This is a genomic window from Pseudoalteromonas lipolytica (genome assembly GCF_003515105.1).
Lineage (GTDB): Bacteria > Pseudomonadota > Gammaproteobacteria > Enterobacterales > Alteromonadaceae > Pseudoalteromonas > Pseudoalteromonas lipolytica.
In genome coordinates, this window is record NZ_CP032091.1 from 129,680 (window position 1) to 144,857 (window position 15,178).

General features: G+C 41.8%; 14 protein-coding genes. 10 read left to right on the top strand and 4 right to left on the bottom strand.

Features of this window, described 5'->3' with window-relative positions; translation table 11 throughout:
- Nucleotide 1 precedes the first annotated feature (1 nt).
- From D0907_RS16865 to D0907_RS16905, 9 genes are all read left to right on the top strand, one after another.
- Nucleotides 2–430, top strand: coding sequence for a nuclear transport factor 2 family protein (locus D0907_RS16865; protein WP_036972020.1), 429 nt, complete (start codon nucleotides 2–4; stop codon nucleotides 428–430).
- The gene (locus D0907_RS16870; protein WP_118844870.1) at nucleotides 430–1,140 is read left to right on the top strand and encodes an SDR family NAD(P)-dependent oxidoreductase; all 711 of its coding nucleotides are present in this window, start codon (nucleotides 430–432) and stop codon (nucleotides 1,138–1,140) included. The genes D0907_RS16865 and D0907_RS16870 overlap by 1 nt, the downstream gene beginning before the upstream one ends.
- Nucleotides 1,137–2,393 carry an NAD(P)/FAD-dependent oxidoreductase gene (locus tag D0907_RS16875; RefSeq protein ID WP_118844871.1) on the top strand — a complete coding sequence of 419 codons (1,257 nt, stop codon included), beginning with the start codon at nucleotides 1,137–1,139 and terminating at the stop codon, nucleotides 2,391–2,393. The genes D0907_RS16870 and D0907_RS16875 overlap by 4 nt, the downstream gene beginning before the upstream one ends.
- A complete protein-coding gene (locus tag D0907_RS16880) occupies nucleotides 2,386–3,126 on the top strand; it encodes a DUF1365 domain-containing protein (protein ID WP_036972014.1) in 741 nt (246 codons plus the stop codon). Before D0907_RS16875 ends, D0907_RS16880 begins: the two co-directional genes overlap by 8 nt.
- A gap of 14 nt (nucleotides 3,127–3,140) precedes the next feature.
- Nucleotides 3,141–4,403 carry an SAM-dependent methyltransferase gene (locus tag D0907_RS16885; protein ID WP_075593257.1) on the top strand — a complete coding sequence of 421 codons (1,263 nt, stop codon included), beginning with the start codon at nucleotides 3,141–3,143 and terminating at the stop codon, nucleotides 4,401–4,403.
- Nucleotides 4,381–4,875: a DUF2878 domain-containing protein gene (locus D0907_RS16890; RefSeq protein ID WP_036972010.1), complete on the top strand. Its 495-nt coding sequence runs from the start codon at nucleotides 4,381–4,383 to the stop codon at nucleotides 4,873–4,875. Before D0907_RS16885 ends, D0907_RS16890 begins: the two co-directional genes overlap by 23 nt.
- Nucleotides 4,876–4,931: 56 nt before the next feature.
- The gene (locus D0907_RS16895; protein ID WP_118844872.1) at nucleotides 4,932–5,429 is read left to right on the top strand and encodes a chalcone isomerase family protein; all 498 of its coding nucleotides are present in this window, start codon (nucleotides 4,932–4,934) and stop codon (nucleotides 5,427–5,429) included.
- Entirely contained in the window at nucleotides 5,422–5,955 is a 534-nt protein-coding gene (locus tag D0907_RS16900) for a DUF3833 domain-containing protein (protein WP_036972006.1), read from the top strand. The genes D0907_RS16895 and D0907_RS16900 overlap by 8 nt, the downstream gene beginning before the upstream one ends.
- Before the next feature lie 205 nt (nucleotides 5,956–6,160).
- The gene (locus D0907_RS16905; RefSeq protein WP_036972004.1) at nucleotides 6,161–6,436 is read left to right on the top strand and encodes an HU family DNA-binding protein; all 276 of its coding nucleotides are present in this window, start codon (nucleotides 6,161–6,163) and stop codon (nucleotides 6,434–6,436) included.
- A gap of 74 nt (nucleotides 6,437–6,510) precedes the next feature.
- Here the strand turns inward: D0907_RS16905 and ilvN are convergent, their stop codons facing one another.
- On the bottom strand, nucleotides 6,511–7,008 hold the full coding sequence (gene ilvN / locus D0907_RS16910; RefSeq protein WP_036972002.1) for an acetolactate synthase small subunit: 498 nt from the start codon (nucleotides 7,006–7,008) through the stop codon (nucleotides 6,511–6,513).
- Nucleotides 7,008–8,732, bottom strand: a complete 1,725-nt coding sequence (locus tag D0907_RS16915) for an acetolactate synthase 3 large subunit (protein WP_075593260.1) — start codon at nucleotides 8,730–8,732, stop codon at nucleotides 7,008–7,010. Before D0907_RS16915 ends, ilvN begins: the two co-directional genes overlap by 1 nt.
- A 475-nt stretch (nucleotides 8,733–9,207) precedes the next feature.
- Here D0907_RS16915 and D0907_RS16925 point away from each other — a divergent pair, with 475 nt between their 5' ends.
- A complete protein-coding gene (locus D0907_RS16925) occupies nucleotides 9,208–12,204 on the top strand; it encodes an immune inhibitor A domain-containing protein (RefSeq protein WP_162898066.1) in 2,997 nt (998 codons plus the stop codon).
- A 53-nt stretch (nucleotides 12,205–12,257) separates the two neighbouring features.
- On the opposite strand, the gene D0907_RS16930 is transcribed toward D0907_RS16925, so the two are convergent.
- Together D0907_RS16930 and D0907_RS16935 are read right to left on the bottom strand one after the other, a co-directional pair.
- The gene (locus D0907_RS16930) at nucleotides 12,258–13,265 is read right to left on the bottom strand and encodes an isocitrate dehydrogenase (RefSeq protein WP_036971995.1); all 1,008 of its coding nucleotides are present in this window, start codon (nucleotides 13,263–13,265) and stop codon (nucleotides 12,258–12,260) included.
- Nucleotides 13,266–13,480: 215 nt separating this feature from the next.
- On the bottom strand, nucleotides 13,481–15,178 hold the full coding sequence (locus tag D0907_RS16935) for a hypothetical protein (RefSeq protein WP_118844875.1): 1,698 nt from the start codon (nucleotides 15,176–15,178) through the stop codon (nucleotides 13,481–13,483).

A 15,178-nucleotide genomic window follows, 5' to 3' on the forward strand; every position in this document is an offset into this window, starting at 1 on the left:
TATGGACAAGGCGACCCTTGACAGATTTATTAATGTTTATCAAACACTCAATAAAGACAATTTGCATCTGCTTGATGAAATCTACCATCAAGATATCCAGTTTTCAGACCCCCTTCATGCAGTGGATGGTTTAGCCGCTTTACACGGCTATTTTAAAAATTTGTACGCTAATGTTATTTCTTGTGAATTTAACATCACTGATGTCGAGCACACGACCAACAAAGCCTTTATTTATTGGACAATGTTTTACCGTCATCCAAAATTAAACAAAGGTAAAAAAATAGCGGTGGAAGGGCACAGTCGGCTCGTTTTTTCTAACGAAAAAATTATCCAACATCGCGATTATTTCGATGCGGGTGCCTTACTGTACAGACACATTCCGTTACTTGGTTCAGCAGTTCGTTTCATTGATAAAAGAGCGAGTGCATAATGACAACACTAATTACAGGCGCGACATCTGGCATAGGTGAAGCGCTTGCGTATAAATACGCAGATGCTGGCGAGCAGGTTATAGCCTGTGGTCGTAACACCGACAAGCTTGCTAAATTAAGTTCCCACAGCAACATTGAACGTTGTGAGTTTGATGCCACAAACTTGCAAGACATTCGTTCAAGCACCGTGGCCTACACACAATTTGATCGCGTTATATTAAACGCAGGAAATTGTGAATATATTGATGATGCGCGTAATTTCGACAGTGCATTATTTACCCGCGTTGTAACAACAAACTTATTAAGCATGGGCTTCTGCTTAGAGGCCTTGCTGCCAAAAATTAAGCCGGGTGGCCAGTTGGTCATTGTCAGTTCAAGCGTCACATATTTACCCTTGCCACGAAGCCAAGCCTATGGCGCCTCTAAGGCGGGAGTCAGTTATTTGGCCAACAGCCTTGCTGTTGATTTAAATGATGTAGACGTGACCTTGGTTCATCCCGGATTTGTGAAAACGCCTTTAACAGATAAAAACGACTTTCCTATGCCCATGGCGGTTAGCGCAGAAAAAGCAGCTAGTTACATATACAAAGGGGTTGAAAAACGACGTAAGGAAGTGCATTTCCCTTATCGATTTACCCTCATTTTAAAATTATTACGAATGCTTCCTACGCCATTATGGCTGAAGCTTGCAAAAGGATTATCACGTTGAAAAAAGTGGCCGTAATTGGGTCGGGTATAGCAGGTTTAAGCTGTGCGCACCTACTTCATAAACATTATGATGTAACAGTGTTTGAAAAAAATGACTATATAGGCGGTCACACTGCCACAATTGATGTCAACGTTGACGGTGTTGATTATGCCGTTGATACAGGCTTTATTGTGTTTAATGATAGAACCTATCCATACTTTGAAAAATTGCTCGACCGATTGGGAGTGCAACGACAAAAAACGCAAATGAGTTTTAGTGTGCATAACGAACAAACGGGCTTTGAATACAATGGCCACACTTTTTTTAGTTTATTTGCACAAAAGCGAAATATCTTTCGTCCTAAGTTTTGGAAACTACTCAAAGACATCGTGCGTTTTAATGATGTGTGTAAGGCGTTACATGCAGATCAAAATTATCAACCTAACCAAACGCTAGGTGAGTTTTTAGATGAGCATGATTTTAACGAATTTTTTCGTTACCACTATATCCTGCCAATGGGAGCTGCAATTTGGTCGACCAGTATTAAAGAAATGACCAAAGTGGGAACAGAGTTCTTCGTTAAGTTCTTTTATAACCATGGCCTTTTAGATATTACCAACCGCCCTCAGTGGTATGTTATTCCGGGAGGGTCTCGTGAATACATCAAGCCAATGATTAAAGGTTTTGCAGACAAAATTCGTCTTAACAGTAATATTAGTTCTGTATCGCGTGGTGAAGAGTGTGCCCATGTTCATTTTGATGATGGTCACAGCGAAACGTTTGATAAAGTTGTTTTTGCGTGTCACTCAGATCAAGCTTTAAAGCTCTTGTTAGACCCAACTGAGGATGAAAAAGCGGTACTTTCTGCGATTCCATACACAGCGAATTCGGTGGTATTGCATACCGATACCTCTTTGCTTCCTAAACGTAAGGCTGCCTGGGCAAGTTGGAATTATTTGCTTAATAACAACACAGATAAAGCTGCTGTGGTTACTTACCAAATGAATATTTTGCAAGGAATTGAAAGTAAACCACAATTCTGTGTGACCTTGAACCACTTAGAGGGAATTAACAAAGACAAAATCTTACGCGAATTTATCTATCACCATCCTGTCTTTAACAAAGAATCTATTGCTGCCCAGAAGAAAAAAGCGCTGATAGATGGCCATAAAAACAGCTATTTCTGCGGTGCCTATTGGTACAATGGTTTTCATGAAGATAGTGTAAGAAGTGCCGTGAATGTTGCTAAACAACTCGGAGTTGAGTTTGAATAGTGCTATTTACATTGGTGATGTTCGACATCGGCGTTTTGCAGTAAAAGAGCATCACTTTAAATACCCGCTTTACATGATGTGGGTCGATTTAGCCAAGCCAGAGGAGCTGAATAATATTCATCCTTGGCTTGGTTGTAATGGCTTTAAACTATTAAAGTTTAAACAAAGCGATTATTTTAACTATCAAACCAACATGCAGTTATCATTGCAGCAACGCGCACTGGATAAGCTTGCGGAACTGGGGGTTAACACAACGTTTAGCCATGTTTATATGCTGGGGCAAATGCGCTGTTTTGGCATTTACTTCAGCCCCGTAAATTTTTTCTTTTATCAAACCTCCGATGGCAATTTTACACACATGCTTGCAGAAGTGAGTAACACGCCGTGGAATGAACGTCATTATTATGTCGTACCTTTAGAAAAAAAAGTGAACTTTAAAAAGGTTTTCTCCGTATCACCTTTCATGAACTTAGATATGAACTATCATTGGAATGTCAGACTTAATTCTGATAACGCTATGATTCATATTGAAAATAAAAAAGACGACACTCTTTTGTTTGATGCAACACTTCGTTTGCAAAGGCAAGCCCTGACTAAAGAGCAGGTTAGTGCCGTGCTGAAACAGTTTCCAGCGATGACGTTGAGTATTTTTAAAGGTATTTACATTCATGCGCTGAAACTATTTTGCAAACGTGTGCCCTTTATTGGTCACTCAGGCAAGCAAGAGAATTAAAATTAGGTGATGTGATGGAAAAAGTATCAAATTTAACGCAATCCTCTACAACAGGTTGGTTGTCAAAAATTTATAAGAAACTGGTGACAGGTGCGTTCAGCAGTATCGACATAGGCTGCATCACATTAATTGATGGCAACGAGCGCGAACAGTTTGGTAATCCACACAGTTCGCTCAGTGTTACGGTGACAGTAAATGACGCCGCAATGTACAAAATGTTTGCCATGTCGGGCAGTGTGGGGGCTGGTGAAGCGTATATTTTAGGGTATTGGGATTGTGATAACTTAACGCAACTCATCGAAATATTTGCCCTCAACCAAGACAAACTAGACGCTTTTGAAAAAAAATTCGCTTTTTTAAGTGGTATTGCTCACCGAGTCAACCACTTAAAAAATAAAAACTCTGCATCGGGTTCTAAAAAGAACATCGCAGCGCATTATGATTTAGGCAATGATTTATACAGCGCATTTTTAAGTGACGAAATGCTTTATTCATGCGCTGTGTATCCATCGAAAGCAGCGACGCTAGAACAAGCACAAACACACAAACTCGCTCTTATATGTGAGCAAGTCGACTTGCAACCTGGCGATAAGGTCATTGAGATTGGAACCGGGTGGGGGGCATTTGCTATCTATGCTGCAACGCATTTTGATTGCCATGTCACAACCACCACTATTTCTGATGAGCAGCATGATTATGTTGCAGAAAAAATAAAAGAATTAAATTTAGAGCACAAAATAACGTTGCTTAAACACGATTATCGACTCCTTGAGGGCCGCTACGATAAGCTTGTCTCTATTGAGATGATTGAAGCTGTGGGTCACGAGTATTTGCCTGGCTTTTTTGCTAAGTGTCAGTCACTGTTAAAAGCTAATGGGGCAATGCTTATACAAGCGATCACAATTGCGGATCAACGCTATAGCCATTACTTAAAGAACTCAGATTTTATACAGCAGTATATTTTCCCCGGCGGTTGTTTGCCATGCTTAGATGAAATGAACAAGCAAATTAAACAGCAAACTGACATGGTTGTTCACAGTGTTAAAGACATTGGGGTGCATTACGCCAGAACGTTGGCTGACTGGCGTGAACGCTTTGTGGCAAGCTGGCCTGAAATCGATAAAGTAAAATTCGATCAACGCTTCTATCGCTTGTGGCTATTTTATTTGGCTTATTGCGAAGGCGCGTTCAGAACGCGTTCGATTAGCACAGTTCATTTGGTTGCTCGTCGACCTCGTTTTGTTCACTCAGGCGATGACATTGCGCTCAATTATTAATTTCGTGTTGTTTCAGGGAGTGTGGTTTATGGCCTTACTCCTTGAGCAACAAGCCGTTATTCCAGCTTTAGGCGTTGTTGGATTGATGATCTATCTTTCCGAGCAACGCAAGCAAGACCTTTTGCTTCTAGTGTGTGGCCTGCCCCTTGCGTTAGGCTTTGAATGGCTTGCGACATCCTTAAATTTACTGAGTTTTAAAGTCTACCCCTTTCCATTTTGGCTGGTACTCCTTTGGGGAGCATTGCTTTTAACCATCAATACTTCAATGCAGTTTCTGCAAAAGCTTCCATGGTATTTAGGGTGGCTTGTATGCGCTCTTTTTGCACCGGGTAGCTATTATGCAGGGGCGCGTTTTGGTGTTTTAAACATCGATATATCGCTTTGGATGTTCTGGTTGTGTTATGGCATTAGTTGGGCCTCGATGTTCATGGCAATTATTGTCATAAACAAACGCTATTTAACCTCAAAATGATCACTTAGCCCCTGTGATGCGTAGTGTCTAAAAGATATGTTTTAAGGTATAGAACAATGAAATACAGACTCGCATTACTCCTATTATTCTCACTGGTATTAATGACAAACGCTAACGCTACGGGTTTTAAAACCGTAGGCCAAGCAAAAATGGAATACTTGTTTTGGGATGTGTATAACGCAAAACTAGAAACGCCCACAGGACACTATGTATTTGGCCAGCATCCAACCAAACTCACCTTAACGTACCTGCGAGATTTTTCGGCAAAAGATATTGTTAAAGCCACTAATGAGCAATGGCAGCATTTGGGCTTTGATGAAATGGTTGGTGCCTTTGATTCTCAATTACTTGATTTATGGCCAGATATAAAAGAAAACGATTCCTTGTCATTTGAAACAAACCAACAGGGAATCGGAACTTTTTACTTCAACAACGAAAAACTCGGTGCTATTGAAGATGAAAGGTTTGCCGATAATTTTTTAGCAATTTGGCTTAGTGCCGACACAACAGAGCCTTCACTTAGAAAACAGCTTATAGGAGGGAAACATGATTAAGCTCAAAGCAATGTTCATTTCAGCTATGGTATTTTTAGTTGCGAGTTGTTCAGCCCCTGATGTTGATTATTATAAAGGGACAGAGCCAGAATTTAACTTTAAACGTTTCTTCAGTGGTGAACTCAAAGCGTACGGCGTTGTTCAAGACCACAAGGGCGAGTTAACGCGTAAGTTAGTTGTTGATATGCAAGCAAGCTGGCAAGGCAATCAAGGGGTGATTGATGAGCAGTTTGTTTATGACGATGGGGAAACGCAAACTCGCACTTGGTATATCACTCTAAATGATGACGGGAGTATTTCAGGTACCGCTTCAGATGTAGTGGGTGAAGCGAAAGGGGATAGTAACGGCAGTGTGTTTCATTGGACTTACTCGGTAGAACTTCCTTATAACGATAGTACTTTAGTTGTAAACTTCGATGATTGGATGTACTTGGTAACACAATCGCGCTTGATTAACCGTACCGCTATTGATAAGTTTGGTGTCGAGGTTGGGGAAGTAACCTTGGTTATCGAGAAAATCGAATGATCGTTTAGCTGTCATAAAACCTTTTGGAAGATGGTTAAATTCAGTCTTTATTAATCCTGATGTCACTAAGTTAGTGATAGATAGTTAAAATGTAGCCATTTTTGAATAATTTACGTAAAAATAGCAATTTGCTGTTGCTAACTTTTCAAAAATGCATAAAGATAGGTTTTGCGAAGGCAAAATAATAACGAATAGGAATCTAACAATGAATAAAGCTCAATTAGTTGAAAAAATCGCTACTGATGCAGAAATCTCAAAAGCGGCAGCAACGCGTGCACTAGATGCATTCACTGGCGCAGTTACTAACTCTCTTAAAGAAGGTAACTCAGTAGCATTAGTTGGTTTCGGCACATTCTCGGTAAAAGAGCGTGCAGCGCGTACTGGCCGTAACCCACAAACTGGTGCAGAAATCCAAATCGCAGCAGCAACTATCCCAAGCTTTAAAGCGGGTAAAGGTCTTAAAGACCAAGTTAATCCTTAATAAGAATAAGTACTTATTAATTAAAAAAAGGGCTAATAGCCCTTTTTTTGTGTCTGTAATAAAGCGGTAAAGGCTTAAGCCTTTAACGCCTTATCACCTCGACCAATGCCGACCGCACCCGAACGCACGACTTCAATTAAGTCTGTTTCATGGCGAAGCGTGTCTAAGAAAGATTCTATTTTCTCGGTACTTGCGACAAGCTGTAATGTATAGCTGTGGCGGCCCATATCGAGTATGGCACCTTGAAACACATCGACAACGCGCGTGACTGCGGCACGGGTGTTTTCATCTTGAGCAAAGACTTTAACTAACAATAACTCACGCTCGATGTGTGCCATTTCTGTTAAATCAATGATTTTAAGTACATCCACAAGTTTATTTACTTGCTTTGTGATTTGCTCAACAATGCGGTCATCACCCATTGTGGTGATAGTGATACGTGAAAGTGAGTGGTCATCAGTGGTGCCCACTGTCAGGCTATCAATGTTGTAAGCGCGCTGTGAAAATAAGCCAACAATGCGAGACAGTGAACCCGGTTCGTTTTCTAATAAAATCGATAAAATACGGCGCATTATGCTTTTACTCCTTTACGTAACCACATGTCATCCACAGCCCCTAGCTTTATTTGCATTGGGTAAACATGCTCTTTTTCATCAACACAAATATCTAAGAATACTAATCGGTCGTTAATCGACATCGCTTTGTCAATGGCTGGTTGTAGTTCATCAATATGATCTACGCGAATACCGACATGGCCATAGCTTTCAACCAGTTTTACAAAATCAGGTAATGATTCCATGTACGATGATGAGTGACGCCCTGAATACATCATGTCTTGCCATTGGCGAACCATGCCTAGTGAACGGTTATTAAGTGACACGACTTTCACAGCAAGGTTATATTGCAAGCAAGTCGAAAGCTCTTGAATATTCATTTGAATCGAGCCATCACCGGTAACACAAATTGATTCTTTGTCTGGGAAAGCCAGTTTTACACCCATAGCCGCAGGCAAGCCAAAGCCCATCGTGCCAAGGCCTCCAGAGTTAATCCATTGGCGCGGGTGTTTAAACGGGTAGTACTGAGCTGCAAACATTTGATGTTGGCCTACGTCAGAGCTGACATACGCATCGCCATTGGTTGCTTTGTAAATTGCTTCTATAACCGCTTGCGGTTTAATTTTATCGCCATCGGTGCTGTAGCTCAGACACTTTTGCTCTCGCCAGCTAATAATTTGTCGCCACCAATCCTCTTGTGCAGAACGGTCAATCGCAATGGAGCTTTTATCAATTGCGCTTTGTAATTGTTCAAGTACCGTTTGTAAGCAACCAACGACAGGAATATGTGCTTTTATGGTTTTTGAAATCGATGTAGGGTCAACATCAACATGAACAATAGTGGCGTTCGGGCAGAATTTTTTTACATTATTGGTTACCCGATCATCGAATCGTGCCCCTAACGCTAAAATAACGTCGGCATGGGCCATCGCTTTATTTGCCTCTAGACTGCCGTGCATACCCAACATGCCGATAAAGTTAGGGTGTGTGCCGCTAATACCACCTAGTCCCATTAATGTATTTGTAATAGGAGCATTAAGTGACTCTACAAGATGGGTTAATTGCTCTGACGTATTCGAGAGAATAATGCCGCCACCAGAATAAATAACAAGCTTTTTCGCTTCTAGAATGGCAGTGACAGCTTTACGAATTTGCTTTGAATGACCCTTGGTATTTGGGTTGTATGTGCGAAGCTCTGTTGTTTTTGGAAAATCAAATGGAAATTTAATGGCTGGATTTAGCATGTCTTTTGGCAATTCGACCACAACAGGACCAGGACGCCCTGTGCTGGCTATGTAGAATGCTTTGGCAAGAATGGCCGGGATTTCCTTTGCGCTTCGACAGTTAAAGCTATGCTTTACAATCGGACGAGAGCAGCCAACGATATCGGTCTCTTGAAAGGCGTCATCGCCAATCAGTCCTGTGGGTACTTGACCAGACAACACAACCATAGGAATGGAGTCCATATAAGCGGTAGCAATACCGGTAATGCAGTTTGTTGCTCCAGGACCCGAAGTTGCAAGCACCACACCGACATCGCCCGTTGCTCGGGCATAACCATCGGCCATATGCGTGGCTGCTTGTTCATGACGTACTAAGATATGTTCGATATCATCTTGTTGAAAAAGTGCGTCGTATAAATCCAGCACTGACCCGCCTGGGTAGCCAAAGATATATTTAACCTTTAATTCTTTAAGTGCCCGAACAACAAGTTCGGATCCATTATATTCTGCTGTACTCATCCTCATTCCTCTGTGTGCTAGCTACAAGAGCATAAAAAAACCCCCGCAAATGGCGGGGGTTTTTAAAAGCGTGCTTTCATCTTTTAATACGTCCCCGCTGGGCTTTTTACTAAGACCAGTACGAGTACATTGACGACTAAAAGATGGCTGCGAAAATTCATTGTTTTTTTCTTTATAAAAATAACAGCCGACTAGACGGCTACTGTTTAAAATTTGTTAGGGTTATTTTTAAGCCTTTTGGAAACTGATGTCAACCGCAAAAGCATCTTTTTGCATTAATTTTTCTTTTTTGGTGCGGTGATTTGTATTTATTGCATCTAAAATCATTTTTTGCACGTATATTAAGGTGTAACTATGCATTAAATTGTTCGTGTGGCAAGCGTTAAGTGTCTGTAATAAATAACCTAAGGCCATGTTATTTATGCATAACTTAGCTATGATTAGCCATATACGAAACTGGGGTAGGGTATTAATTGTGAGATTTATTAATTATTTAGCAGGCGTGTGTTTGTTGTCGAGCTTTTCGGTGTTTGCAAAGCCTGTAGCGACTCATGATATTGGCTTGATCAATAAAGAACAAATAGTGTATTGGCTGAATAAACGCGGTGAACTTAATCAGCGCGACGAGCAAGCTGCTTTAGAAGACTACATTGGGCAAGTGAATACAGCTCAACGCGTTGCGATTAAACCCAGAGTGTTAGACCCCGCAAAGGTGCACAATAAAGCAGTGCTTGATAATAAGTTCACAAATTTTGTATCGTTAATCCCAACCGATGACAAAACAAACGTTAAAGTATTGGCAATCTTAATCGACTTTCCTGACTTGCCTTACGACAATAATCAACTCACTGCTGAAGATACACCTATGTACTACAGCGATTACAGCCAAGCTCACTATCAACAAATGCTCTTTAATGACACATCGTACCCGGGACCATCGGGTCAATCGTTAAACACGGTTCATCATTATTATCAACAAGCATCAGGTGAAAGCTTTGCATTTACCGGAGATGTTTATGGGTGGGTGAGTGCAGATAAGCCCGCTAAGTTTTACGGTGAGCGAGAAGGTGACATCCGTGATCTAAACGCCCCAGATCTTATATTAGAAGCGGTAGAAAAAGCCGTTACAACCTTTAATATTAATTTACAAGACTACGATTTAACCGATCTCGATGATATTGATGGTGACGGTATTACAAACGAACCTAATGGGATTATCGATCATGTAATGGTGTTTCACTCTAGTATTGGAGAAGAAGCGGGTGGTGGAGTACTGGGCACCGATGCTATTTGGTCACACCGTTTTTTCGTTACAAACAATGCGAACCAACCCGCTACTGTTGCTGGCAGTAATGTGAAATTATTTGGCTACACGATTAATCCCATCGATGCGGGAATTGGGGTTGTTGCTCATGAGTTTGGTCACGATCTTGGATTGCCTGATGAATATGACTTAATGGGCAGCGCAATTGGTGAACCTGTTGCGTCTTGGTCTATTATGGCCGGCGGGAGTTGGGCTGGGTCGCCAAGAGGTTCAGCGCCAGTGATGTTTAGTGCGTACGCGCTTGACTACTTGCAAACACGTTACAAAGGAAATTGGCTACATCAAACCGAAATTGACTTAACTGACGTCAATACAGACTCTGAACATAATTTAAAAGCGTCGAGTAGCTTTAGTTCTGGCGTAAATCAGTTAAAGGTCACCTTACCCGCTAAATTAGAAAGCTTTAAAGCACCGTTACAAGGGCGCTATCAGTATTACTCAGGTAAAGGGAATGAGCTTGTACACAGTTACAAGCAACGCATTACATTACCCTCTACTGCTGGCAGTACCGAGCTTGCGTTGTTATCACATTTTAGCATTGAACAAGACTACGACTATGCACAAATTAAAGTAAATGGTGTTGCACTTGCTAATAGCTATACCAAGGCGATAAACCCACACTATGGTGACATTGGTCCTTATTTAAGTGGCGACTCGCAATTTAAAGATGGCGCAAAGTTGCCGCACGGTCACCTTGATATGCGATTTGATTTGTCTGCTTATGAAGGGCAAACAATCGAGCTTGAAATTACGTATGTCACCGATGTGAACATACACTTTTATGGCATTGTGGTTGACGACTTAACTATCACTCAGGGGAATACCGTTGTATTTAAAGATGATGCAGAGCAATCATCAATCGCTCAACTAGCAGGTTTCTCACGTATTGGTGAGTACGTTTATCAGCAACCAACACATTACTTTTTACAGCTAAGAGATTATGCCGGCATTGACAGTGGCCTCCAGTTTGAGTCTTACTCTCCAGGGGTATTGTTGTGGTATGTTGACCCTGCTGAGCAAAATAACAACACAGCTTCTCACCCAGGTGAAGGCTTTGCACTTGTGGTTGATGCTGACCAAAATACGATTCGTAAGGGCACAACATCAGGCCCTGCCAATACTGATATTCAAGTGCGCGATGCGGCATTTAGTTTGTATGATCAACGCCAGGGCTTGGGAGACGAGCACCTATTAGCAATTAGCTCATTTTCAGATTCTCAAGATTACAGCTTCCCAATTCAGCCTGCGTCGGGGGTTAATGTACCTTCATTGGGCTTCGGTTGGCGCATTGTGTCGCAAGCAACGGATAGCAGTGAAGTGAATGTAGAGCTTAACTATGATGCAACCTCTGGTATTAGTGCCCAACGTAGCGACCGAGATGTGTCGTTTAGTATCAACGGTCTTATTTTAAATGAAACCGATACTTTTCTGTGGTTGTTTGGTGATGGCGAGCAGTCAACGGTGCTCGCGCCAACCCATCAGTATGCAGAATATGGCCGTTATACTGTCGTTTTTGAGCGTACGACTGAGTCGGGAGAGGTTACGCGGTTAAACAAAGAAATTATTGTTAGTGAGCCGCTAACACTTAGCCTTTCGGTTACAGCGAATGAAAATGGTTTACTGGTTGCGACAGCCACTGCACAAGGGGGCATTGCACCGTATCAGTATAGCTGGGATTTTGCCGACGGAAGTGCTGCATCAACGGCAACGGTCAGTTATCAATATGCGTTGTCGGGTAGCTTTGATGTGAATGTCACGGTGGTTGATGCCAACATGGAGTCAACATCTTCGCAATTTGCAGTCACTGTGGATGTGCCTTTAAATGCCAGTGCTCGTTTTAATGCACAAGGTTTGAACGTGCAGTTTTCAAGTCAAATAAGTGGTGGTACAGGGCAATATCGCTATCAGTGGGACTTTGCCGATGGCAGTACAAGTACCTCAGCATCGCCGACACACCAATACACAAATGAGGGGACGTACGCAGTCACGTTAACAGTAACAGACACCCAAACGCAGGCTGTAGAACAAACAAGCTTATCAGTCACGGTTGTTAAAACACAGAGTAATTCGGGATCAAGTGGCGGGGCTATCTGGTGGTTATTACTGATTTTTAGCCCGCTGATTATACGCAGGTATGGCAAATTTTAAGCATTAAAAAGCCAGTTAAAAACTGGCTTTTTTATTATTTAGCATACAACTAATTATAGACGTTCAATCACTGCTTGTGTGAAGTCTGTTGTACCGTGGCTGCCGCCAAGGTCACGCGTTGTACGGTCACCTGTTTTGATAACGTCAGCGACTGCACTGCGAATACGTTCCGCTGTGTCAGCCATACCTAAGTGCTCAAGCATTTGGATTGATGCTAAGATAACTGACGTCGGGTTAGCAAGGTTTTTGCCTGCGATGTCTGGCGCACTACCGTGTACTGCTTCAAAGATAGCGGCATCTTCGCCGATGTTTGCACCTGGAGCCATACCAAGACCACCAACAAGACCAGCACATAAGTCAGATAAAATGTCGCCGAATAGGTTAGTCGTAACGATAACGTCAAACTCATCTGGGGTCATGACTAGTTTCATACATGTTGCGTCAACAATCATCTCTGTTGATTCGATTTGTGGGTAACGTTCTGCTACTTCACGTGCAACTTTCAAGAATAAACCCGATGTTGATTTAAGGATATTTGCTTTGTGAACAGCGGTTACTTTTTTACGGCCTTCACGGACTGCAAGTTCGTATGCGAATGTAACAATTTTTTCAGCGCCTTCACGGGTGATTTTTGATAATGCTTCAGCTTCGTTACCGTCTTCAGATACTACTTGACCAAGACCTGAGTACATACCTTGCGTGTTTTCACGAACAGTGATGATATCGATATTATCGTAACGCGCTTTAGTACCCTCAAAAGATTTAACTGGGCGTACGTTAGCATAAAGGCCAAATTGTTTACGAAGTGTCACGTTGATAGACGTAAAACCTTCACCTACTGGCGTCGTTAATGGGCCTTTTAAAGTGATCTTGTTACGTGCGATAGTGTCGATTGTTTCTTGCGGAAGCAACTCACCTGTTTTCTCTAGGGCAGCAAGGCCAGCATCAACGAATTCATAATCAAAATCGCAACCTGCGGCATTTAGGATCTCAAGTGCTGAATCAATAATGCTAGGACCAATGCCGTCGCCTTTGATCACTGTGATGGTTTGTTTAGCCATTTACTTTTCCTATTTATGAGTAGATATACACGTAAATACACCGCGAAAATGAGCGCGATTTACTTGTTAGAGGATTTACGTGGATGTGTTTGAAAATTTAAGCGGCTTTTATAGCAATTTATTCAGCTTTTTGCCAGTTTATACTGTGAATACTGACTATAAATAGACGAAAGTTCATATTTTCTTAACGACTTCGAACGTTTTAGCACCATTTTTTAAAAATTATCAGCAAACTCGCATGTGCGAAGGTATGAATAAAAATCCGCTTTTGACTGCCAACCGACCGTCGTTAATGTTTCAGCGATAATGTTTTCTTGCCAACTACTAAACATAGCCTTAGGTTGAAATACATAATAACTGAACAATTTTACTGCTATCCAAAGCTTTTCATTCTGTTGTAATTGTTGTTTTTTTAATTGCTCACTGTTAAGTAAATGCTGTGTCCAAGGATTATCGCCGATTAACTGGGTAAGGTATTCGCTCAGGGGAGCCACATCAAGCGTGTTAATCCCAAACAAGCACGCAAGTGGGGGGCTTACCGTATGCTCTTCTGCGTGTTCAAACACGGTTTTGCGTGACAAACTTGTTGCCTGATTCTCACACAGATACAAGACATAGGCATATAAGGGCAAGGTGACTTGCTCAAATTGCTGAATAGGTGAGTGTTTAAACAGTGCTTGAATAATCCGTACTATGTTTTCAAGGCGTTTGGCTATGTGCGGATATAAAGGGTGCGATGTGGTGGCAACTAAGCGCTGAAACAATACTTTCTGGATAATCGCTGGCGCATTGTCATAGCCCACCATAGATAAGCAATGGCGTAAATCTTTTGCGCGTTGGTGCTCTTTATTATAAGGCTTAACAGCGTACGTAAGCTGGTGAATAAGTTCAGGGTATGGACTCAGTAATTTGTCTAACGCCCGATAACTGTACTCTTTTGCTATTTTAAGTTCGCTGATCAGTGTTAGATACTGTTGCTGGCGACGCTGATTTGCTGGGGGAGGCAGCACAAAATTGATGTTTTCACTAAACCAAACGGTATAAAGCAAGCGTGAATCATTGCAAACACGTTGTTTATCAATAATTGACAGGGGGGCTTTAAATCGATGCCAACGAATTTTTTCAGGTTGAGACACATCAATTAAAATATGCCGATGTTGCTCGTCAGTCGTTAGGTATATTAAGGTTTGCTCGGCATACTTCACTTCGCTTGCGGGAATGTACGGACCGATATGTGCAATAAAGGCTTTAATTGCATTTTGCGCAAACTCATTAGGTGTACGAAGGTAAATATCGGCCAATGCTTTATGCACACTAATATGGCCACCGGACTCTCGGTAGGTAGTATTCATCGCGATGATATTAGCGAGTGCAACAAGGGTTGTCGCACCATCGTAAATCATCACTTTTGGTGCGCTGAGTAAGGCTTGCTTATATTTATTTAAACGCGCTAATAAGTGCTGAATTGAAACCGTATTTGGGCCCGCTGCATGGAGCAATTTTACAGCAAGTTGATGACGACAATGCCACAGTTTTTTGTCTTGCTCGGTCAGTGTTTGCCCTGATGCGAGCTTATTACTTTGTGATTGCACACATAAATAATTAGCAAGACAGCAACATATAATTTGCTCACTTACTGCTTTATTATAATTGAGGCTATGGCACATTATGCACGCAATGACACACTGGTTAACAACCAGGTTCGTTGTGTAACCATGGGCTGCGACGTATAAGTTAAGTTGTGCCTGCAGACTTTTAGGGTATGTTTGGTATACCAGGTAATAACGCTCAGCAAGATTACTGAGTAATGGGTAAATTTGTGACCATTTACGTTTTTGATAATACAGGTTAAGTAGCTGATGTGTGCTATCGAATAAGCGTGCCAATTCCCGCGGCGTCACAGTGTCCATCAT